Origin of the sequence: Paenibacillus sp. OK060 (genome assembly GCF_900101205.1) — a bacterium.
Taxonomy (GTDB): domain Bacteria; phylum Bacillota; class Bacilli; order Paenibacillales; family Paenibacillaceae; genus Paenibacillus; species Paenibacillus marchantiae.
In genome coordinates this window covers 329,795-353,737 of record NZ_FNFR01000004.1, presented here as the reverse complement: position 1 = coordinate 353,737, position 23,943 = coordinate 329,795, and the positions used below count along the sequence as shown (strand labels likewise).

General features: G+C 47.2%; 17 protein-coding genes. 8 read left to right on the top strand and 9 right to left on the bottom strand.

Features of this window, described 5'->3' with window-relative positions; genetic code table 11:
• The first annotated feature begins 10 nt into the window (after positions 1-10).
• A complete protein-coding gene (locus BLS14_RS16745; RefSeq protein WP_090901879.1) occupies positions 11-1,756 on the top strand; it encodes an ABC transporter ATP-binding protein in 1,746 nt (581 codons plus the stop codon).
• 105 nt (positions 1,757-1,861) lie between these two features.
• Positions 1,862-2,377, top strand: coding sequence for a hypothetical protein (locus BLS14_RS16740; protein WP_090953026.1), 516 nt, complete (start codon positions 1,862-1,864; stop codon positions 2,375-2,377).
• A 12-nt stretch (positions 2,378-2,389) separates the two neighbouring features.
• Here the strand turns inward: BLS14_RS16740 and BLS14_RS16735 are convergent, their stop codons facing one another.
• Complete coding sequence (locus BLS14_RS16735; RefSeq protein ID WP_090953025.1) at positions 2,390-2,821, bottom strand: Lrp/AsnC family transcriptional regulator; 432 nt, start codon at positions 2,819-2,821, stop codon at positions 2,390-2,392.
• Between the two features lie 127 nt (positions 2,822-2,948).
• Here BLS14_RS16735 and BLS14_RS16730 point away from each other — a divergent pair, with 127 nt between their 5' ends.
• On the top strand, positions 2,949-3,722 hold the full coding sequence (locus tag BLS14_RS16730) for an MBL fold metallo-hydrolase (protein WP_090953024.1): 774 nt from the start codon (positions 2,949-2,951) through the stop codon (positions 3,720-3,722).
• Positions 3,723-3,935: 213 nt separating this feature from the next.
• Here BLS14_RS16730 and BLS14_RS16725 read toward each other — a convergent pair whose 3' ends face one another.
• A complete protein-coding gene (locus BLS14_RS16725; protein WP_090953023.1) occupies positions 3,936-5,441 on the bottom strand; it encodes an arabinosylfuranosidase ArfA in 1,506 nt (501 codons plus the stop codon).
• Positions 5,442-5,620: 179 nt separating this feature from the next.
• Between BLS14_RS16725 and BLS14_RS16720 the strand changes: the two genes are divergently transcribed.
• Positions 5,621-6,529: an ArsR/SmtB family transcription factor gene (locus BLS14_RS16720; RefSeq protein WP_082935196.1), complete on the top strand. Its 909-nt coding sequence runs from the start codon at positions 5,621-5,623 to the stop codon at positions 6,527-6,529.
• Between the two features lie 88 nt (positions 6,530-6,617).
• Here the strand turns inward: BLS14_RS16720 and BLS14_RS16715 are convergent, their stop codons facing one another.
• From BLS14_RS16715 to BLS14_RS16695, 5 genes are all read right to left on the bottom strand, one after another.
• Positions 6,618-7,418 carry a C40 family peptidase gene (locus tag BLS14_RS16715; RefSeq protein ID WP_063564594.1) on the bottom strand — a complete coding sequence of 267 codons (801 nt, stop codon included), beginning with the start codon at positions 7,416-7,418 and terminating at the stop codon, positions 6,618-6,620.
• Positions 7,419-7,844: 426 nt separating this feature from the next.
• Entirely contained in the window at positions 7,845-11,120 is a 3,276-nt protein-coding gene (locus BLS14_RS16710) for a glycoside hydrolase family 48 protein (RefSeq protein WP_090953021.1), read from the bottom strand.
• A gap of 77 nt (positions 11,121-11,197) precedes the next feature.
• Complete coding sequence (locus BLS14_RS16705; RefSeq protein WP_090953368.1) at positions 11,198-14,191, bottom strand: glycoside hydrolase family 9 protein; 2,994 nt, start codon at positions 14,189-14,191, stop codon at positions 11,198-11,200.
• 330 nt (positions 14,192-14,521) lie between these two features.
• Positions 14,522-16,258, bottom strand: coding sequence for a methyl-accepting chemotaxis protein (locus BLS14_RS16700; RefSeq protein WP_256336519.1), 1,737 nt, complete (start codon positions 16,256-16,258; stop codon positions 14,522-14,524).
• Between the two features lie 200 nt (positions 16,259-16,458).
• Positions 16,459-17,010: an undecaprenyl-diphosphatase gene (locus BLS14_RS16695; protein WP_079695154.1), complete on the bottom strand. Its 552-nt coding sequence runs from the start codon at positions 17,008-17,010 to the stop codon at positions 16,459-16,461.
• A 184-nt stretch (positions 17,011-17,194) separates the two neighbouring features.
• Here BLS14_RS16695 and BLS14_RS16690 point away from each other — a divergent pair, with 184 nt between their 5' ends.
• Both BLS14_RS16690 and BLS14_RS16685 read left to right on the top strand, forming a co-directional pair.
• On the top strand, positions 17,195-18,184 hold the full coding sequence (locus BLS14_RS16690; protein ID WP_064640246.1) for an LCP family protein: 990 nt from the start codon (positions 17,195-17,197) through the stop codon (positions 18,182-18,184).
• Positions 18,185-18,347: 163 nt separating this feature from the next.
• Positions 18,348-19,598, top strand: coding sequence for an acyltransferase (locus BLS14_RS16685; RefSeq protein WP_090953020.1), 1,251 nt, complete (start codon positions 18,348-18,350; stop codon positions 19,596-19,598).
• A 50-nt stretch (positions 19,599-19,648) separates the two neighbouring features.
• On the opposite strand, the gene BLS14_RS16680 is transcribed toward BLS14_RS16685, so the two are convergent.
• Positions 19,649-20,383 carry a hypothetical protein gene (locus BLS14_RS16680; RefSeq protein ID WP_079695152.1) on the bottom strand — a complete coding sequence of 245 codons (735 nt, stop codon included), beginning with the start codon at positions 20,381-20,383 and terminating at the stop codon, positions 19,649-19,651.
• Between the two features lie 219 nt (positions 20,384-20,602).
• Between BLS14_RS16680 and BLS14_RS16675 the strand changes: the two genes are divergently transcribed.
• Positions 20,603-21,550: a hypothetical protein gene (locus BLS14_RS16675; RefSeq protein WP_090953018.1), complete on the top strand. Its 948-nt coding sequence runs from the start codon at positions 20,603-20,605 to the stop codon at positions 21,548-21,550.
• Positions 21,551-21,586: 36 nt separating this feature from the next.
• Positions 21,587-21,847, top strand: a complete 261-nt coding sequence (locus BLS14_RS16670) for an NHLP leader peptide family RiPP precursor (RefSeq protein ID WP_231952686.1) — start codon at positions 21,587-21,589, stop codon at positions 21,845-21,847.
• Positions 21,848-21,924: 77 nt separating this feature from the next.
• Here the strand turns inward: BLS14_RS16670 and BLS14_RS16665 are convergent, their stop codons facing one another.
• A complete protein-coding gene (locus BLS14_RS16665) occupies positions 21,925-23,784 on the bottom strand; it encodes a sensor histidine kinase (RefSeq protein WP_256336516.1) in 1,860 nt (619 codons plus the stop codon).
• Positions 23,785-23,943: the final 159 nt, after the last annotated feature.

Here is a 23,943-nt window from a genome sequence, read left to right as displayed (position 1 = left end):
CTTCAAAGCGATGATGTCCTACGCCCAACCTCATAAATGGGCCTTTGCAGGTATCTTTTTCTGTTCGCTGCTGGGTATTTCCGCCGATCTGCTTCAGCCTTATCTGGTGAAGATCGCGATCGATGATCATCTGGCAATTGGTCAGACTAGTGTAGGCTTTCTTGTCCAGTTGGCAGCTATCTTTTTGGGGCTGGCTGTAATCAGCTTTATTTTTACCTATGTACAAAACAATCTGCTGCAACATGTCGGTCAGAACATCGTCTCTCGCATTCGTAAGGACCTGTTCAAGCATATCTCCAAAATGTCGATGTCTTTCTTCGATCGCTTCCATATCGGCAGTCTGGTGACGAATGTATCCAGTGATACGGAAACGATCAGCAGTTTCTTCACTCAAGTACTGCTAAGTCTCATCCGGGATGGCATGATGCTGGTGCTAATTATCGTCTTTATGTTCCAGCTCGATCCGGTACTCGCAGGGTACTCTCTCATCGTGCTGCCTGTGATCGCCATCGTTGCTGTATTATTTCGGAGCCAACTACGCAGGGCTTATCAGAATGCCCGAACTCGTCTCTCCCGTTTGATTGCATTCACGGCAGAGAACCTGTCCGGCATGTTTTTGATCCAGGCGTTCCATCAGGAAGAAGAGCAGAAGAAAAGATTCACGGAACAGAACCAACTTCACCTGAAGGCCAATATCACACAAGCCCGTTCGAATGTCATATTCAACCGGACGTTTGATATCCTTGGCAATGCGGCGCTCGTTATGATGGTCTGGCTTGGAGGACGTGCCGTGCTGGGTGAATCATTGCAGGTGGGTGTGCTCTATGCGTTTATCAGTTACATCCGCCAGTTCTTCCAGCCGATTAACCAGATCACCATGCAGTGGAACACATTCCAATCAACCACCGTATCCATGGATCGGATCTGGAACATTCTGAGTACCCGTCCGGAAGTCGCTGACCCCAAACCCGGGACTGCCTCCACACTTGAACCACGGAGTGTGATGGGACAGATTGATTTTAATGATGTATCGTTCGGTTATCGGGCAGATCGCCCCCTGATTCAGCATATGAATCTGCATCTCTATCCAGGTGAAATGGTGGGCATTGTAGGCACTACAGGAGCTGGAAAAAGTACGTTGATCTCCCTGCTCAATCGCTTTTACGATGTGAATCAGGGCAGCATTGAAATTGATGGCATAGACATTCGCCATTTCCCGCAGGCCAATCTTCATCGGATCGTTGGTCTGATCCAGCAGGAACCATTCCTTTTCTCGGGCTCCATCATTGACAATGTACGAATGTTCCGCGAGGATATTACTAGAGAGCAGGCTATTCAGGCCTGCCGATTCGTCGGAGCACATGCCATGATTTCACGTTTGCCACAAGGGTATGATACACGTCTTTCCGAACGCGGAAGCGGTCTGTCCGCCGGAGAACGTCAACTGATATCGTTTGCCCGAATCGTGGTCTTTCAGCCCCGTGTGCTTATCCTGGATGAAGCAACCGCGAATCTGGATTCGCATACCGAACAATTGGTACAACAGGCGCTGGAATCCGTCTCTCAGGGAAGAACAACAATTGTTATTGCGCATCGTCTCTCTACGGTCATGCATGCAGATCGGATTCTCGTTATGGAGAATGGTGAAATTGTCGAAGAAGGCTCACATCAGAAGTTGATTGATGCTGAAGGGGTATATGCTGATCTTTACACCCATGCTCGTGAAGCCGGTAATGATTCAGCTATTTCTGGATAGCTCATCGAACCAAGTGGGGTTAAATAAACGTTGAACGTGCCGCTCTGCGATGCAGGCGGCATGTTTGATATATTTTCTGGGAAATGATGTTAAGGAGGCGTATTTATGAAACCTGAATTATATAAATCATCAGAGTCGAAGCTGGAGCATCGACAGATTGGCTATCGCCGTTTCACGGCTGTATGGAAAGGAGCAATATGTCTTCTGTTCTTGCTATTATGTGTCACCCTGTTATGGATCATCTATGAAGATCACGCTGAACAACTGGAGACATTATATTATTCCATCGCAGCCATTCTTGGCATGTGGTTTATCGGGCCCATATTTTTTATGTTTCTGTCCCGGGCAATCGCAAGTCCCCCTGTGTTATTATCCTGGAATGATGAAGGGCTTCGTATCCTTAAACGGACCATTCCCTGGAATGAGATTCGTAAAATTGAGATTGGCTCTCCCGCCTTCAGCAAATGGATATTGTCTGCTTCCCCCATGATTGCCCTGTATTTGAAAGACGCCACCCGGCGTCATATCCAGACCGATCATTTGCTAACCAAAAAAGAGCTCAGTCGAGCAGTTGGTCTTCTGCAGGAGACGCTGCGTGAGAAACAGCAACAGGACATCTGAATTCAGCTCACATCATTCCGACTTTTCGATACCAACAGACAGGTTCATTCTATAATTTCCATACGGCAAAATGGCTTCCAGCAAACTGCCAAGCTGCTCCATTGTTCCTGTGCGTACGATCATCAGATAGCAGCCCTCTCCGCTGACACGGTGAACCTCCACGATGTCTTCACGTGCAGCCATAAATTCACGGAAGGCGGCATGTAGGTCGCCGGAATTCAGAAAAATCATTACAAATGCCTGCAGGCCCAAGCCGAGGCGTTCCGGGTTCCATTTTACCGTATACCCTTCAATAACACCCAGATCATGCAGCTTGCGTACTCTCGCACCTACAGCCTGTCCGGTCAAATGCACCTCTTCGCCGATCTCTTTGTGAGAGCGTTTGGAGTCCCGGATCAGGCTTTTCAGTATGCGTATATCTGTATCATCAATCGTCTCATTCATCTATTTTGCAATCCTTTCAACTTGAAATTAAAGTGGCCTGTTTTCTTTCAGTGTGTTATTTACGCCCATAAACGGGTTGTATAACATATAGGATAATAACATTAATTCCCGAAGGAGTGCAGGTTCAATGAAAATTCAATTGATTCGTAATGCTACATTATGGTTGGAATATGGGGATCTGAATATACTGGTTGATCCCATGTTTATGGATAAAGAAGTGATGCCCGCTTTCCCGAACACGCCCAATGAATTACGCAATCCTAGAGTCTCTTTACCCGAGACGGAAACGGATTATGTGAATCCCGATCTGGTGATCGTTACGCATACCCACCCCGATCACTGGGATGAAGCAGCAGCGAAGCAGCTACGCAAGGATGTACCTCTGCTATGCCAACCAGGAGATGAGGCCGTGTTCACTGGAGCCGGATTTACCAACGTTACCGCCGTGGATGAGAAACATGAGTATCATTCTGTACGTTTTGTCCGCACCTCAGGACAACACGGAACTGGAGAAATCGGCGAACGTATGGGCAAAGTGTCTGGTTTTGTATTGGAAGCTGACGAAGAACCTGTCTCCTATATCGCCGGGGATACCATCTGGTGTGAAGAACCCGCCGAAGCCATTCGTCAATATCGACCTGAGGTAATTGTGGTGAATGCTGGCGGTGCCCGCTTCCTGCAAGGAGATCCGATAACGATGGACGGGCCTGACGTAGCTGCCGTGAAACACCATGCGCCGGATGCTCATGTCATCGCTGTGCATATGGATGCCATTAACCATTGCATGATGTCCCGCGTGGACCTCGCAAGTTATCTGGCATCCGAACAATTGGATGGACAGGTGCTCATTCCACGCGACGGCGAGAGCTTTGTATTCGGACCGGATACTGAGTTGAAATAAAGTTCATTGATACGGTGAGTGGCTTTTAACAAACGGAGTATACTCTAGTAATTCTCTCCATGGAACACGAAAAAAGCTGGATGCGATTCGTTCGCATCCAGCTTTTATTTGCGTTTATAGTTGAGGAAAACAGCGATCCGAAGATAGTTGTGCCATCGGAGTGCTCTGTATCTCTGTGAAAGCCAGAATGATTCCCTCGTCTCATTTCACCTATTATTGAACTTTCAATCGGATTACATTCCACGATGCTTTGGCCAGGCTTGCCGTGATCAGTGTATCTGACACTTCTGCATCACCACGATTATGCGGAGCAACGCGATTCGGCTGTGCTGCGGTATTGGCTGCTTTTAGATCATCACTTTCCAGCACAATATGCTCAATCAAGCGGCACTTCCCAAAGCTGCGCAGATCCACTTCAAGCGGCAGTGATTCTTCCAGATGACGGTTCACGGCGAACACAGTCACTTCACCCTGCTCTTCGTTATGCACCGCAATGCCCTCCAGATAAGGAACATCCGTAATTTGTTTGGTGTCATACTTCGGAGACTGGATCAACGGTACAAGTGCAGTTCCACGTCCAAACACGGAAGCATGCATGAACGGATAGAAGATCGTCTGTCTCCATGCAGCACCACCATTATCCGTCATGATTGGAGCGATAACGTTGACGAGCTGCGCCAGACATGCCATTTTAACTCGGTCCGCATGTTTCAGCATGCTGATCAGCATACATCCCACAAGCAGTGCATCTTCATGGTTGTATACGTCCTCCAACTGTGGCGGAGCAATCTGCCACGGGTCCAGCTTCTTGTCACTTTCATTGGAGTGGTACCAGACATTCCATTCATCAAAGGACAGGAACATCGTCTTCTTACTGCGCTTCTTCGCTTTGATATAATCACAGGTCGCTTTTACCGTCTCAATAAAACGATCCATCTCAAGGGAACGCGCAAGGAATGTTGGCGTATCCTGCTCAGCATTACCGTAATACTGGTGGAGCGACAGATATTCAACATGATCATACGTATGATCCAGCACCGTTGCTTCCCATTCCGGAAAGGATGGCATACCCAGGGATGAACTTCCGCAAGCGACCAGCTCAATCGTTGGATCTGTCCACTTCATCACTTTTGCCGCTTCAAGTGCAATCCGTCCATACTCTTCTGCTGTTTTGTGACCAATCTGCCACGGACCGTCCATTTCATTGCCAAGACACCAGGTTTTGATGGCATGAGGCTCTTTGTATCCATGTTTAATACGCAAATCACTATAGTAGGAACCTTCAGGATGATTGCTGTACTCCACGATGTTGCGGGCTGCGTCTACACCCCTTGTTCCCAAGTTGACGGCCATCATCACTTCCGAATTCGCCTGTTTGGACCAATCCACAAATTCGTTGAACCCGAATTCATTGGTCTCGATAGTTCTCCAGGCTAGTTCAAGTCTGCGTTTGCGTTCAGACACAGGCCCAACCGAATCCTCCCAATTGTAACCGGATACAAAATTACCGCCAGGATACCGCACAATCGGAACCTGTAGCTCCTTAACCATCTCGAGCACATCTCCACGGAATCCCGCTTCATTCGCTGTAGGATGACCCGGCTCATATATTCCACCGTATACGGCACGTCCCAGATGTTCAATAAACGAACCGTATAAACGTTTATCAACTACGCCAATTGTGAAATCCTTGTCTACCGTCATTTTTGCTTTTTCCATCGTGAAGTTCAGCTCCCTAAGATTAATATAAAAATTAATTGATAATCTATGGATCAACGTTCATATTTATATTAAAATCGATTATGGCACCAATTTCAACCTGAATTTTGCAAAATGTTATTCTTTTGACTGGATTTATGTTTAACTTAATTCTATAAATCAAAAATGGAGGAACAGATGTGATTAGAGCAAATACCGATGCAGAATGGCTGCCCCTATACGAGGCACTCGCGAGTGAAGTCCGTCTGCAGATTATCAGGCTTGTCGCGGAGACCCCAATGAACGTGAAGGACATTGCCGCATCCCTCGGCCTGAGCAGCGCAATTGTAACCATGCATGTTCGCAAGCTTCAGGATGTGGGCATTATTCAGTCCAAAATGATTCGCAAGGATGGCGGCACGCACAAAATGAACAGCCTGGCAGTCGACTGGATTGGCATCTCTATGCCACAGGAAACGGGCACCATCCGCAAGCTTCATGAAGTGGCAATCCCTGTCGGGCATTACACCCATTTTGATGTGTATCCAACTTGTGGTCTAGCTACATCCAATCAGGTCATTGGACAGTATGATGATCCACGCTATTTTCTAGATCCCGAACGCATGCATGCCCATATTCTCTGGTTTGGACGCGGATTCGTGGAATACAAAATTCCAAACTATATCTTGTCAGGTCAACAGATCAGTGCCATTGAATTGTCACTTGAGATAGGTTCAGAAGCTCCTTCGGTCAACCCAAACTGGCCTTCGGATATTACCTTCATGCTCAACGGAATTCGACTCGGTGAATGGACAAGTCCTGGAGATTCCGGAAATGGACGAGGCATGTTCACCCCGGAATGGTGGAGCGACAGTGTCAATCAATACGGCATGCTCAAGGTGCTGCGGATCACCCATGAGGGCACATTTATTGATGGACAGCATATGTCCGAAATTACGCTTGCGGATATCCCCGTGGAACGCAATCAGTGGACATTGCGCCTCTCCGTGGAGGAAGATGCGCAGCATGTGGGTGGGCTAACGTTGTATGGTCAAGGATTCGGCAACTACGATCAGGATATTCTGTTTCGTCTGTACTACCAGGACTAATAAACAACAAAAAGAACCTTCCATCCCCCGTATAGAGCAGAGATGGAAGGTTCTATATATGGTCATTATTTAATAAGTATGCTGGAACTTAAAGTGCACTTCCACCAAACAAGAAACGGTACTCCCAATGTTTTCCGGAGATATCACTAATCGTTACACCGCCGCCAGCGTTGGAATAGGTGTGCAGTATTTTGCCGTCACCCAGATAAATTCCCGTGTGGGTAATCGTAGCAGTAGATTTGTTCACACTAGAATACGATGAAGCCGAGCTGCCTTTGTAGGACATAAAGTACATCAGGTCACCACGCTTCAGATTTTTCCAATTCGTCTGAACGGTACCATTGGCTTTCACATAAGCACCTTGTTTACGCGAATCGGATGGAAGCTTGATTCCGAGCGCATCAATAAATGCCTGGCGGACAAAGCTTGAACAATCGAACGTAGCCGTACTGTTACGACTTGCGCCAAACTCATAAGGCGTCCCCCAATATTTCATACCGGCAGCAATCACTTTCTCCACCGAAGCACTGCCTGTAACTGAACCAGACCCACTAGTACTGCCACTTCCTGTTGTCGTGTTGCCTTTCACAGCTTGTGTATATTTTGAAGAAGAAGATATGTATCCTGTCCGGTTACCGGAGTCCGTAACTTTATACCAGCCTGATCCGGATTTTTGCACTACCGTGACAGTCTCTCCTTTTGGCACCAAACGAACAATGCTTGCGGAAGAAGATGGCGATGTACGCAAATTAACTCCCCAGATGACTTTAACTTTTGAATTATCAACTGCCGCTGCTGATGCAGGTGTCGTTAATGCTCCTGTTGTCAGACTTCCCATCAGCATCGTTGCTGTTACACTTGCAGTAATGATCTTGCTTTTCCAGTTCATGATGTCGTGTTCCCCCTGATGTTACAGAATTTTAACCTGGCCTCATTCGCCGGGCTTGCCCCATTGTAAAACGGGCTGTCCATAACGATCATCAGTCCAAAGTCCTGTATTCGATCAGGCAGGCTTGAGCACTAAGAATCAGGGAAACCTCTCACACCAGTTGGCTAAAACTGCCGCAAATCTCTTCTTTTTCAAAGGTTAAATTATTGTAACTATTTGCTACGCTTCGTTTTACGCAGAAAAGAGGCCTAAACCGCGCATCACTTAGGACATGCGTCATATGACCTATATTTTAATATTTAAATTCTATATTTGGTAAACATTACTATGGTTCATTTCCCGATTATGAGCACCTGTAATCCTAAAATCATCATACAAAAAGCCGGAGATCTCTCCCCGGCTGTACTCTGTCTCAATATGAATCTACTATGGCTCAATACCCCAAGCGTTGACTCCACTAATATAAGCGGTCACTTTGTTCCAGGCGCTAAAGGCCGTTTTGGAAGCATCAAAAGAATAGTCGTTGGTCTGATCAAAATTCGTCCAGTTGTTCTTCGAGAAGCGCCCCTGGATAATTCCCGTCTCTGCTCCGGCAGCCAGACTGCCTGCCCCGGATTTAAACCCAATCTCCAGATACGTATCCGCTGTCCCTTTAGCCGGATCTACCGTCACAAAGTGAGCTTCAACGTTGGCGCTGCCAATCTGAGCGTAATCACACCAGAAACTCAGATCGGATGCACTATCCTTCGTAAAGTAATACCGCACCTTCACCTGGCTCAGATCCACTGCTGTCGTGCCTGTGTTCTTGATATTGAACTGCGGGGTCACCGCATTGCCTGACGTCCCTGAACCACCATTGCGGTATTGTACTTCAAGTGCACCTGTTGTTACAGGAGGCGCTGTTGGTGTCACCGTCACTACGTTGGACAAGGTCTGCCCGCTTGCATTTACTGCCACCACTCGGTAATTGTATGCGGTACCGTTCACTGCCGTGGCATCCGTGTAAGTCAGCGCCGTCAGACCTGTAGCCAGATCGGCGTAGGTTCCACCTGCAACCGAGCGTTGTACCTTGTAACTTGCAGCTCCGGTCGATGCGGTCCATGTCAGCACAGCCTGATTATTGCCTGCCGTTCCCGTAAGGGTTAACACTCCCGGTATAGAGGTTCCCGCTTGCGGTGTTGCAGAGGCCTGAGCAGAAGGTGCAGATTCACCCGCCGTACTCACTGCGGTCACCACATAATAGTACGTTTTTCCATTGGTCAGTGCTGTATCTGTGAAGGTCGAACCGGTAACACCCGTTGCTACGGAAGTATACGGGCCACCGTTCACCTCTGCACGTTTTACCGTGTAAGAAGCGGCACCAGTGGATGCGGTCCAGTTCAGAGCAACCTGCTCACTGCCTGCTGCAGCTGTCAGACCCGCCGGAGCTGCTGGCACTTGGACCACTGGGCCTCCTGTGTTACCAAGGAGACGATCATATTCGCCATACGCGGTAGCCATATCCACCTGTGACCAGAAACGGTGATACGTAAAGGTTGGTGCGCCATTTTCCCATTTTTTCGTTGTTGGATTATAAGACGTTTTGTACAGATTATCCAGATAAGCCCATGCCGGATCTTGCTTGATGGCTGGACGCAGGTCAGGGTAACCAATGTATACGCCATTACCACCTTTGGCCGGGTCAGAAGGTACGCCGGCTGTACCCGGTATCGTGTTCCCCTGCCCGAAGGTTCCCGTCCAGTTTGCCGGAATATAGATCTCTTTGGCAAAGAAACGGAAGTAGTCTTTACGGACTTCTTCAGTCACGATCCCCACACCATCATTGTAATCCCACGCCGTATTCAATAGTTTCTCGGCCATATCTTTGGCTTCCTGGCCTTTGGCACTGAGTACGCCGCCTTCGGCTTGAGTCCCCGCAGCAAAGAACGTCAGGGCTTTGATATAGCTCCCCAGTACGCCTGTATCCTGAGCAGGATCTTTGGTTACCACATGGAAATTCGGATTTTGCGTAAAGGCACTGAACCCATTCCATTTATCCGGTTGCCCCTGCCATTCCTGGCTGCCTGGAATCCAGAATTCGCCCGGTGCAGGTGTAGTAGCAACCTGTGCATTGGTACCTCCAAGTATCCGTTGACCTGCCGCATTCAGATAATATCCTTGTGCATCCGTCACCGGACGCTCATCGACGAATACATAATCCTTGGCCCAGTCGACCCACTTGGTAATGACTTTTTTGGCCATCTGGAAGTTCTCAGAACTGAGGTCCCCGCTCTCAGCAAGAATGTAATACATCTCAGCTACACGCTCCAGCGACCAAGCCTGGAAACCAAACCACGTGTTGGAGTCGGGGTCCCGATATACAGGAGCTTCCTGATAAGCCATGTCATAGAACGTACTGGTTCCAGCAGGATAAGCTTTGTAAGAGCCATCAAAACTGTTCGTCGCTCCACCGCCAATTGCCCCTTCGTGAGACTGTAACCAGGTGTAGAACTCCAATTGGCGTTTCAGCGATGCATTCCAATCTGCCTTGGCAGTTGTCGATTTTGGAATCAGGCCACCTGCCGGATCAGACAAGGCATACGCTGCCACCGGATTCTGGTAAGCCTGGTGCGTATGACTGGCTCCAATCCGCCAAGCCCAGTTCCCACCCTCGCCAAGGCCGCCGCCCCATGAGGTATACCATGCCATCAGATACATATTAGAGTCTTTGCCTGTACCGGCAGTTGGTGTGCCGTTCTTGGCACTTCCGATCTTCTGGAAGTACTTGTCGTGCATCCCATAGCGCAGATAGTCGCCCATCTTCTTCGCTTTGTCCAGATACGTTGTATTGGTGTAGCCCATCTCCTTCGCCCAATACAGTACCTGCACCGCACGTGCGTCAGCATCCGTTGCGTTGGTATAACGCCACTGGGCAGCCGGTGTCTGAGTCTCCTTGGTAAACAGGCTCATGAAACCTTCGCCCGTTTTGCCAAACGTTTTATTGTCCTGGGATGGGTGTGGAATGGCTTCCCATACAGACTCCTGCTCTCCACGCTGGAATGTATTCACGTAAGCCGCTGTATGATTCGGATTCAGCAGGTTACCATACCCGTACCAGTTATCCACATCCAGCAGCCAGTGCATCAGGTACGTCTGATTGTTGCCGTAGGAAGATTTCAGCTCGGCATCAAGTGGGTCTTTTCCGGCCGCATATTGACCGTTAATGGCAGAAGGATATTGATCCGGAAAAGGTTTTTCCGCTGCATAGGTGGCCGGGCTGTTCGGATTGTAATAACTCATCGTAGGCTGCTCTTCCTTGCCGTCACCTTCATTGACAGGGATGATGTATTTCTCCATGCTGTCCCAAGCCGCTTCCAGTTTGGACCAATCTCCCGTATAGTGACCATACATCGTTTCCAGCCAGAGCCAGTAACTGTATGCCTCGGATGTCGTCATGTGCCCATAATCCGGTGCCTCGCTCATCAGCGTTTCAATGGAATGATAGGGAATGCCCTCTGGAGAAAAATAACCGTTCGCCGGATCTTTCAGCTGATCATACAATTGCAAAAATCGAGCTTCATTTATTCCGTCCGCCTGAGCATCAATGTTCTGCTCTTCGGCATAAACCGTTTGGGGGCCTGCCCACAAACCGGTGTACCCGGTCAGCATAACGGTCCCTGCTAGCATGGCAGACAAACTTTTTTTCGCAGCTGATTTCAACATGTATATACCTCCCTGGAATGGTGAAATTCAATTAGAATTACCGTGGGTCTGCCCATGCTGTTGAACTCCCTGTTAGGTTACGGCTCAATGCCCCAGACTTTCGTACCTCCCTGAAACCCAGTTACTTGATTCCATGCGGTAAAAGCAGTCTTGGTTGCATCATAGGAATAGTCGTTGCTCTGATCGAAATTGCTCCAATTGTTCTTGGAAAAGCGCCCCTGAATCACACCCGTCTCCGCTCCAGCAGCCAGGCTGCCAGTCCCGGATTTGAAGCTGATCTCCAGATACGTATCCGCTGTGCCCGTTGTCGGAGTCAGCGTGACAAATTTGCCTTCAATATTAGCCGTGCCGATCTGAGCATAATCACACCAGAAGGTCAGATCCCCTGCACCGTCCTTGGTAAAATAATATCGGAGCTTCACGGTACTCAGATCAATCGCCTGAGTGCCAGTGTTTTTTAGATTAAACTGCGGAGTCACCGCATTGCCGGAAGCACCTGACCCTCCATTACGATACTGCACCTCAAGCGTGCCCGTCGTTACCGGAGGCGCACTCGGTGTCACCGTCACGATATTGGACAACGTCTGTCCGCTCGCATTCACGGCGGCGATTCGATAACTGTACGCCGTTCCATTTACCGCTGTTGCATCGATGTAATTCAAAACTGCCAATCCAGTTGCCACATCGGCATATGCGCCGCCCACAACGGAGCGCTGTACCTTATAAGTCACTGCTCCCGTTGCTGCCGTCCAGGTCAGAATCGACTGGGCGTTGCCAGCCGTACCGCTTAACGTCAGTTCGCCAGGCAACGATGTTCCAGCTTGCGGCGTGGCAGAGGCTTGTGCAGACCCGGGCGATTCTCCGGCTGAATTAACAGCCGTCACCACATAATAATAGGTCTTTCCGTTCGTAAGCCCCGTATTCGTGTATGTCAATCCATGTACATCTGTCGCTACAGAAGTATATGGACCCCCATTCACCTCGGCACGCTTCACGGTGTACGATTCTGCCCCAGGTGATGCTACCCAGCTCAGGATGACTTGAGCATTCCCTGATATAGCCTGCACGCCAGAAGGTGCAACAGGAGTGACAACCGGTGTAACACCAGGTTCCTGACCGTATATCCGTATTCCCGCATCGTAGACTGGGAGATATACGCTCTTCGCCACATTACCTGTGCCCAAGCCCTGGAATGAATGATCATTATTCGCATTCCAGGCGCCTTGCGGGCCGGTAATGCGGAACTGGACCTCTTTGCGATAATGTCCTTCCCCGCCAGGATATATCTTGGTTCCAGTAAAGTCCGCCGTAACAGCATAGATTCGTTTCGCTGCATCAACCACAACCGGTTGGGATACGGTAGCACCCTCGGCGTATGCGGTTGTAACCTTGACATCAGATACGGTATATCCTGCAGCGTAAACTTCACTTAGATCCAGAAAATAGCGAAAAGATAACTTATCCCCCATCCGCGCAGGCCAGCCGGAACGATTATTTAGTTGAGCCTTGATTTCCGTGTAATTGGGACCGGATGCCTTCACGGCAGCTTCGACAAAGAACTCATCTGTCTTCACTTCCGGAGCCGGAAAATTCGCGATGGGCTGATCATTCTGACCGAATAACAGATTCATCTTGGCTAACGCGCCTGTAAAGCCTGCATTGTAATCGGTTGCCACCTCATTGCTGACATAGTCGCCAATGGAATCGGTATAGGCATCCGTTGCATCCGGTCCACCAACCATCGCTCCGTACAACGTGTGACGGTGCTCTGAAGGTGTATTTTCATTGTTCGTCCATGAACTGTGAGAGGTCCGGTGATGAGGATGCTTAGGCGGATTCTGACCATAACCGACCACATAACTGCTCTGGCGAGGATTATCCCCCAGAATGTAGTTCATTTGAGAGACGGCAAAGTCCTGATATCTTGCTTTCTTCACCGGATCACTGACCCAGTCGGAGTATACAAAAGCAATAAAAGATGCATTTGCTGCATATCGGAGCGATCCCCATGTATCAAGCCAGGCAAGCCCGCCCGGTGTATACTTGATTCTTTGTCCATTCGTGCCTACAGACCAATAATCCAGATTGCGCTCTGTGGATTGAATGAACCGCGTCGCTTCTGGCATGTTCAGACTCGACGTAATGCGAGCCAGCAGAATCTGGGCTCCGTAGTGTTTGTCATCCCAGCCTTGGGTCCAAGTATAGGCCCAGTTCCCGTTCTGTCCATCTGCCTGCCACAGATTCGCTGTAGCAATCGCCTTGGACAAGTAAGCGCTATCATTTGTCGCCATATATAACCATGTTGCAGCCCAGGCGAGTTCATCATAGTAACCTGTCCATGAATTGTAGAACGATTGGGCATCTGTAATGCAATCCGAATATTTGCCTCGATACGTATCCGCGAAGCTGTACAGTTCCTTGGCATGTTGAAGTAGTTTGTTGGCATAAGCCGGGTCACTGTCCCGGAACACAATGGATGAAGAAGCGAGTGCCGCTGCAGTTTCTCCCGCAAGTTCACTTCCCGGACAGGATGCATCGATCTTATAAGCAGGACGGTTCATCTGCATCACTTCAGCAGGCCCCCACCAGGCATGGTCTGTATTGCCCGCTCCAACCTGTCCCCATAATTCATTTGGTTTCGTATGCGCTTTCACAAAATAGTCTGTAGCCCATCTCAAGTTATCCTTAATCTGCTCCAGTTGCCCTGCCTGCTCGTATCCCTCACGGTATTCTACAACAGACCAAGCTAACATCGTAGCCGAATAGGCCATCGGCAGACCAAATTTCACATGATCTCCAGCATCGTACCACCCTCCGGTCAAATCAACCCCAACATCCGCTCCGTCATTTAATCCGGAATCACCACGCCATTCCACCCGATTGTCTTCGGGCAAATTCCCTGAACGCTGTGTTTCATAGAAATAAACCGCCTTTTGTAATGCCTCCGCATAGTTATGATTTCCGGCAGCCGCATCTGCCTTACCACTCCATGCCTGTATGGATGTACTTCCTGCCAGTAGCCCTACCGATAACGCGAGGATAGCGATTCGTCTCCACCAGCTTCCCTTCATCTTCAACCATTCATCTCCTTTTGCAATAGTCGTCTCGTAATTTTCCAATTACACTGATGTAATGACCCGCTCCTTTCTATGGTGTGACTCCATGTATTTCCACCATTAATTACCATTATATCCTTTTGCTCCAGTTGCAATATCAGCGCTGGTGACTTCTGAAATAACATTGTTGTGACATGTTTGGGTAGTGATATGACAAAAAAGACTGCCCCTCATATCGCTTGAACGCAATATGAGAAACAGTCCTGATATTTTGAATAACCCGTGCTACAGGTTGCATGATGATCCATGGTACTATCCAGTCTGAACACCCTACTTTTGGATCGTTTACACTCTGAATTTGTTGATTTGCTCCTGCAACTCTTCAGCCATTTTGGACAAAGAACCTGCGGAGGAAGCGATCTCTTCCATCGAAGCCAGCTGCTGCTGGGTTGCGGCAGATACATTATGTACCCCGCCTGCTGCTTCTCCCGCAATGTTAGAGATCTGATCCACATACCCTACAACTTCATTCGTACTTGCTGACATTTCCTCCGAACCTGCCGATACTTCCTGGATTTCACCAGCAACCTTGTTCACTACATTCGAAATTTGTTCAAAGGCTTGTCCAGCCGCTGTTACAATCTCAATTCCGGCTTCCGTTTCATTGCTGTTCACTTTCACAGCCTGCACGGCATGATCTGTATCCTTCTGAATCAATTGGACAAGATCCGTAATCCGTTGTGCAGATGTAGAAGACTCCTCTGCGAGCTTTCGCACTTCTCCGGCTACGACTGCGAAGCCACGTCCGTGCTCACCTGCACGTGCCGCTTCAATCGCTGCATTTAATGCAAGAAGGTTGGTTTGACGGGCAATATTGTTGATAACCTCGGTAATCGTACCTATCTCTGCGGAACGTTCTCCCAGCCCTGTAACCAGTTCTGTCAGTGATGCAATGGAATTGCGAACAGATCCCATCTGTTCAACAGCCTGCTGAATAATCATATTTCCTTCGGCAGACTGATTCGCTGCATCAACAGCAGATACGGATACACTTTGAGCAAGCTCAGCGATTTGTTCCGAACCAAGAGCCATCTCACTCATCGCCTGTGAAGAACGTTTCACCATATCTACTTGATCCGATGTACCAACGGCCAATTCCTCAACCGTTTCGGAAATCTGTTCCGATGCCCTTGTATTCTGCTCAGCACTCGCGAGAAGTTCTTCGGAGGAAGCGGCTACCTGTTCGGATGTCATCGACACGGATTGAATCATCTCCCGCAGGTTGCCTGTCATCACATTGAAGGAGTCGGCCAGCGTTCCCAGCTCATCCTTGTTCTTGAGCACGATCTTCTCACTCGTCAGATCCCCACCTGCAATCAACATCGCTGCTGCATTCATCTTCTGAATTGGACGTGAGATGATGCTTGCAATGAAGAAGGCAATAAACATGGCCACCAGGAAAGCAACAATAGTGACTCCCAATATAATATTAAATGCTTGTTCAGCAGACTCAACCGATGTATTCGTTGCTGCATCCGACAGTGAGTTCCCCATCGTGATTAATTGGGCAATGGTATCATTCGCTGTATACCATAACGGATAGGCCTCTGAATGCAATCTGCTGGCTTCTTCGTAATTGTTAGCCATGCCCAATTTCATAAATTCCGGCATTTTCGCCAAATACGCCTCATAGTTCGTGCTAAATGTATTGTACATTGCCACTGCTTCGGTATTGTCTGAGATGAGTGAAACCAGTTCCTTGCGCTCAATCGCAATCTTGGCTTGGAGCTGTTCCAACACTTCATTCATCTTGGTGATTTCAGTTGGATTTGTTTCGACAATTACGGCAAGAGCAAGCCGCTCGACGTCCGAAATATCACCATTCATCATCCCAAGCAGGCTCACACTGGGCATCCACATCTTATCGATTTCATCGGCCTTTTTGGACATATCATGAATTTGGGTTAACGCATAAATGCTTACAAAAGCCAGTAAAGCCACTACCATTAGAAATCCAGTCAGTAATTTCATTCGAATTGTTAATCTCAATTTCCCCTTCACGTTTCCCCGCGTATCTTTCATGTTCCCCACTCCTCAACTAGTACATATTTATAGTATATCGACACGTATCGTCATGAATTGTAGATATCGGAATTCGATTTTTGTAAATTTCAGTTAACTTCGAAATAAACACAAAAAAGCCTTAAGTCTTTGGCTCACCAAAAACTTAAGGCTCTCGTATCCGATACTTCTCTTCTGATCCCTATTATATTCAACTGTTTCTAACGGAAAATCCGCCGATGAATGTTAATGAAGAAATCGGGAATCGACTTGGTATAATTACGCGTAGCGATCAAGATCACACTGACCAGGCTACCTAGAATGAATCCGCCCAGAATATCTCCAGGATAATGTACACCTACATAGACACGCGACACTCCTGTCAGCACAGCAAGCAACAGCATCCACATACCGAAGCGACGCCCGATAAAAAACGAAGCTGCTGCGAGCGCGAATACAAAGGAAGCATGTTTACTTGGAAATGATGGATCTGGTACATGCGGAACCAGTTGATGCACCGTGCCTTCCACGAACGGCCTTGGATGACCTACCACAGGTGAAATTCCCCATTTTGCCAAAACAAGTGCTACGATCGAAGCTACACACGCATAAAACACAATTCGTTGCTTCGACGGATTGCCAAGAAACCACACAATCACAAGAAGCCCTATCATAACCCAAACCGCATATTCAGCTGATGTAATCATAAACCAGTCCAGAAACGGAATTCGGTCTGCAAACTGGTTGATCCAATTAAATACAGATTGATTCATAACAGTCGTTTAATACCTCCATTACACAAATCACGATTATTTTTTACATAATAAATATACACTAACTATTTGTCAAATATGTCGCCTAGTAACCGAACTTTCGAAATCAAAGAGGACATTTCTCTTACTTTTTGTTAAACTAGTTTGGGTTACATAATAGTTCATTCATAGAAAGGTGAAGATTATGCTTAAGAAATGGTTATGGGGGACATCCCTAACCCTGGCACTTGCTATAACCGGTGTCATTGTATATTACGGATACTCGATCGTTCATTTTGCCAATAGCATCTCAACCGCTTCCGAGACTTCCACTTCTGACACAAACCAAAATACGGACACTCCAACCACCCCTGTTCCTAAATGGGAAGGGAAGGAACGAGTTAACATTTTGCTGCTTGGAGGTGACACCAGGGGGGATGATGCTGGCCGTTCAGATTCGGTCATGGTCGCTTCCATTGATCCGGTATCCAAGAAAGCCCATCTCTTCTCTGTTCTGCGTGATACATATGTTGATATTCCGGGACACGGAAAGAGCAGACTCAACGCGGCCTTCTCCTACGGCGGAGCGGAATTAACCAAACAAACGGTCGGTGACTTGCTCGGCATCCCTATCCAGCACTACGTGTATACCGATTTTATAGGATTCATGGCGCTGGTTGATGCTGTAGACGGGATCGATATTGATGTGGAGAAAGACATGTATTATACCAGCAAAGCAGATAAACATATGTACGATATTGATCTCAAAAAAGGACTTCAGCATATGGACGGTAAGACCGCCCTTCAATATGTGCGATTCCGGCATGATGCCACATCAGACTTTACGCGTACCGAACGGCAGCGGATTTTCATGACTGAGCTGGCTAAGAAGATGCAAAGCACTACGTCACTCTTCAAGATTCCTGAAATATTGGAAGCTGTCGCTCCATATATCGAGACAGACCTCAGTCCAACACAGATGTTAAAATTAGCTTCGCTCGGATTCGATATTAACGTAAATGAAATCGATAAACAGCAGATCCCTCCTAACAAATTGCTTACTAATGAACTTGCAGGTTCTGCCCAAGTACTCGGTGTGAATAAACCGAAACTCCAAGCATACATTCAGAATTTGTTTGAGGAAGATGCGAAATCCTCAGAGGATGAATCAACAAAAGTACCAGACTTAAACTAAATGGAATGGAAACAAAATGAGGCAGGTATCGCAATGATACTCCAATTAAAAAGATGGCTGCCGCCATCTTTTTTTTGTACCTATTTTCCCCATTTAATGCAGCCTTAATGTTCAACAGGTACCCTTAAATGATGAATTCCGGTTACACGAAGGAGGAATACACGTGAATAAACCGCGAATCGTGGAATGGACTCAGCTGCGCGGCCTTGCATTTCTCGCTATTGTAATGCAGCATAACATCGCGGAATATATATATCGCGCCGATATTGAACAACCCGATTCCATCATGCTGACCATGATTTATCATCTGACTCGTTTCGGTACGCCGACATTTGTCTTTCTGTCTGGTGTAATGCTGTTCTATCATCATAGTCACACCAAACCGGATTACCCCCGTTTTATCCGTAAGCGGTTTGGAGATATCTATGTGCCCTTTGTGGTATGGACATTCATCTATTGGTTGTTTGTCCGGATATTCACCCCTGAGTTCTGGCTTTCGGGTATGCCGGACTTCCGGAGTTTTGTTCGTGAACTGTTCCTCCCCCAGACGGGATATCATCTGTGGTTTGTGATTATGGTGTTTCAGTTCTATATTCTGTTTCCTCTGTTTCTTGCGGGAGCCAAGTTCGTTCAGAGACGTATTGAAAAAGTTACACGCTTCACCCCGATGCAATCCGTCATCACGCTGATTCTCATTGGGATGGCATTATACACTTTACTTATGAAATGGTCCTACTACGATATGGGCGGGTGGACAGCTTCCTTACCCCAACCCTGGTCGGGTTTGCTGCAATATCGCTCTTATTCATGGGTTATGTACTGGTTTTACTTTTTGCTGGGGGCAGTCTGTGCCTGGTCAGTGGATAGTTGGAGAAGTTGGACTGCAAAGGTATTGCCCTGGATGGTCTGTCTGTTTATCGGCATGTACATCTGGCTTGGATATGATGTGCTGCGGGGATCAGACGATGTCGTTAATCTGAATATCTCAACCTATCTGAAGCCCACGACATTCATCATCATCATGGCTCAGATGTTCATGTTCTATGGGTTCCTTGTACTGCTGCGAGGCAAAGATACACCATTTCAGCGTCTCCTGACGTGGATTGGCCGATATTCCTTTGGTGGCTATCTGGTTCATGCACTGGTTATCTATTGCATTGCGTATATTACCCGGCCACTTACACTAACCGGATGGCATCTACCGATAACATTGCTTTCGTTTCTTGTTACCGTAGCAATGTCCCTTGCAATCAGTTGGGGACTTTCCCAACTTCCTGGTTCTCGCTTCACCATAGGATTACAACGGAAGAAACTCCTAAGTCCCCGTTTGCATGATACTATTTCTGCGAGCAGAACAAGTTCACCGGAGCGCAATCCGTCAGCTAGCGCAAACCGCAGTCCGGAAACCAGCTAATTCTAGTCGAATATAGAAAAAGCGTCTCCCTTCGTGGAAGACGCTCTTTGTCACTTCACTTCTGTTGAAGCGGATCGACCGGGTACAGGTTCGTGAGGACCAGGAGCTTGATGTGCATTGCCCTTCTGATTAACGAACCTTTTCAGGTCACCCGTCAACTGCTCCTTCAGCTTGTCTACCAGTTGCGTTTCACTGATGCCTTTTGCCCGAGCAATCTCAGCCAGTGATTTCCCGCTTTGAAGCTGCTGATGGAGCTGCTCCGGGGTGATGCCGATAAAGCGTGCAATAGCCCCCTTGTCCATCATCGGACGTCTGTTGCCGTGGTGAGCGAACTCACGTCTTAATTCCCGCAGTGGTGTGTTAATTACCTTCTTCAGCTTGGTATCCATTCCTGCTTTGGCTGCTGCTGCCTGCTCTTTCGTGAGACAGCCTTCTTCGGCTGCTTTATCCAATCGCTGAGAGAGCGAGGGCTTCAGCTTCTCCAACAATTGATTTTCACTAAGTCCCTTGCGCTCCTTGGCAATCTGAGTCAACGTTTTGCCAAGCTCCATCTGTTCCTTTAAATCACGGAGCCCAATACCGAGCAGGTCCGCGGTTTCTCCAATCATAAACAGGCCATGACCTGCTTGCATGCATGGCTTGGTCTGGTTTGAGGAGGAAGATGGTGTCGCCACATGATCCTCAACAGATCCATTTGGATCAGCGGATGCCGTATAGCCGGTTGATGCTGTTATAAATACGGCTGCCAGTCCGGCTGCCATCCATTTTTTCCATCTGTATTTCATTTCTCTTCTTCCTTTCATATGTCAAAATCCTGTGCTCTCTTAGTTTGAGCCTAACTTCCGCTTTTTTATGCCATAAAAATACAAAATGTCATTGTTTTTTTCACAATTCATCACAAAACCTCCTATTTTTTTCAATTCATTTCCGGTATACTGGAAGTAACTTCATGATCTAGTCGAATAGTCCTTATTACTTTACTTTGGGAAGGGCGTAACCAAACGATGCGGAGAGAATGGTTTGATCCGTTTAGATCCGATGTGGAGGTGGTGTTCGCTGCAGCAGAGCAGCTGGTACAGAAATATCCTGAACCAATGTCAGAACATGCACTAGAACAACTTCATTTGGTCAATCCTTTGTTACGAGATTCGGGTCACAGTTACATTGGCTACATTATTCCATTGTGGATGCAACTCTCGGATGGTCTACCTCCAGAGAAGGCACACAAACTGAGTACTGCTTGTCTCCTGCATATGCTATATTTTCTGAATCAGGATGAAGTTATGGACGAACAGCCAGAAGATGTGACACTGAAATTATCACTGGGTAATCTTTACTACGTGGATGCGATCTGTGCCTATTCAGAGCTTTTCAGCCTTTCTTCCCCGTTCTGGACGTATTTCAGACAGTATGTGGAGGATTGGGCCATGAGCGTCACCGGTGAGAACTCCATCGATTATTTCAAGAGAAGCCCGCTATTAATCGCCCAAAAAGCAGCCCCACTTCTGCTTGGAGCTGCTGGATCACTGCTTCTTTTGGAACAGGAGCATCGTGTCACTCCGGTATGTTCTGCCGTCAACATTGCACTGATGACTCTCCAGATGACAGATGACTTCACAGACACCAAACAAGATGCTGTGCATGGAAATTACAACAGCTTCCTCTCCCACATATCCGCAGCACTGGAACACAATTACCCGGCTCATCCTGTAAGCGAACGTGTACATGATAATGTATACAATACTCAATTGATGAACTCCTATGTAGACATTGCTCAGCAATATAACATCAGACTAACATCTTCTAACTCGGGAATTTCGCATCTTGAAGCGTTTAATTCTTACTTATGTGGCATTCTGGGACAAACTGTTCAGGACATTGAACAACACAAAAAAGTGCTTTTTCAAGGCGGGTTTCATTACTGGATCAGCGAGAAACAACATTTGTCCTAATCACAAAAGAAGAGCTGGTACAGTTGAATTTTAAATATGAAGGGAATGTTGACGATGATGGTATCAGAGAAAACGTTGCACGAGGATATTATTGAAAAGGCCTGGACCGATGAGCACTTCAGACAACAACTGCACTCCAACCCAAAGCAAGCGCTTCGCGAAGCATTTGGCATTGATATTCCTGAACACATTCAAGTCCGTACCGTTGAAGAACAACAGAACGACTACGTTCTCGTAATTCCTCCCAATCCAGCCAAAGTGGATTATGACGTAAATTGCGGACCGTGGAGAAGCTAAACGGATTAGATTGAATATGTAATTGAACGGCACAAGGGGTAGCGAACAAAAAAGCCATCGTACACTTCTACCGCTCGTCATTCGACGAACGCGGCAAAAGATACAACGGCTTCTGTTCCTACCCCTTTTGTGCTTGTAAAGCTAATCTGCCCATGCATGGCTTCAACGATTCGGAAGGTCACCATCATGCCAAGGCCTGTCCCCTTAATTTTGTTCGAGAAATAAGGCTCCCCAAGCCGGACCAGCGCTTCCTCATCCATGCCCTCACCGTTATCCCTAACATGTACCTTGATAACCCCATCCTGAGCATAGGCCCAAATATCAATCTGACCCTGTCCTTGCAGCGCTTCAATACTATTCTTAATAATATTAATAAAAGCCTGTTTGAACTTGGAAGAGTTCCCTCTAATCCATAGATCTGGCGGAATGTCAGTTGTTATTTTGCCGCCTTCCAGATTAGCCATCGGTACAAGAATGCCTTCAATATGATTAAATTCATCCGCGATATTGAGAGAGACAATATGATCGAACTCCGGTTTGGCAAACGTTAGGAAATCGGTAATAATGCCGGAAGCCCGATCAAGCTCCTCCAAAGCAATCCGCACATATCCCTTGTTTTTGTTGTCTTCCTGCTCTGTCATGAGCTGAAGGAAACCTCGTGTCACCTGCAACGGATTACGAACCTCATGAGCAACTGACGCCGCCAGTTCACTAATGATTTCCATTTTCTCGGATCGCTGCAATTCATTATTGAACAATTCCAACTCTTTCGAGTATTCAAGCACTTTGGTATGTTTTTCAGCAAATCGGCTTCCCAGTATGGCAATAAGTGAGATAATAAAAGCAACCATGGACCATTTCCACCATATCAGATGATATGTTCCATTACGCTGGTAATACCACAGTAGTTCAGCAACACTGATTAAGGCAAATGTACCGAATCCCGTAGCAAGCAAAAGAGCTTCCCGGCTCCGTTGAAGCGCTTTGGAGATGGTGCCGATCATTAAGATGCTCAACAGGATTACGAGAACGAATCCAATCACGTTCTGAACCAACAAACTATAGAGCATGTCCCATTGACCGCCTGAAATAAAATCAATCATCAGAGCAGCCACAGCAACTACAGAATAGATGAATTGGAATTTTCTTAGTTTGGTAAAGATGCCATAACGACCTGGTCCGATAATTTGTTCAAAAAAATAACAGAGTGCAGGCATGCCCATCAGCATAGCCAGGTCAAACAATACGGAATACAGATTACCGTAAACCTGGTAGAACGTATATAAAAACTGTGAATAGGTGATAATCATCGTTCCGATTGAACCCATCACGATACATAGCGAAATCCACAACCCTTTATGGAATTTGCCCAGGAAAAAAGTGCAACTCAGCATCGTTAGAGCCGTGAACACAAAGGTCGCTCCCAATATCACATCAAGCAGTCCATTGTGAATGTACTTTTCCTGTAATGTAGCATAAGGCCCAACCTGAACCGTTCCGTAGATGCCAAGTCTGCCTTTTTCATTCTCTGACCATACGTAAAGTTTTCCACCTGAATTCTCACTTGATAAGGGTAACAACACAGCGTTGTTATCATAATTGTAATGATAATTCTCATATACCCTACGATCGTCCAAGTAGATTACAATGTGGTTCCCTTTAATATTCTCAAAACGGATTGCTGAGCTATCTTCGTTTATTTTAGGAATGGTCACACGAGTCCACATGGAACCCGAAGGAGCTTCTACGCTGCTGTATTCCAGCTTTTCAGCACCTTGCTTCTCCCAGATCTCCTCCGTACCTTGAACCTCACTGATGAATCCCTGATCGTGTACGTTCCCCCATTTTACTTCCCATCCCGTAATGGATACAGGTTTGTCAACTTCTCCTGCAGTCGCTGAGACGAAATCATGCGGCAAGCAGAGAATATTCAACATACTTATCCATAAGATGATGATAGCTTTGGGCACATTTTTCATTCACAGCACCTCAAAGTTCTTATTTTCTCTATCCCCAAGTTCTCTCATTTATCATTCGCCACAGTTTGACGTGTCACCTTCTTGTAGGAAAATGAAAATTCACATTTTAGTAGATTT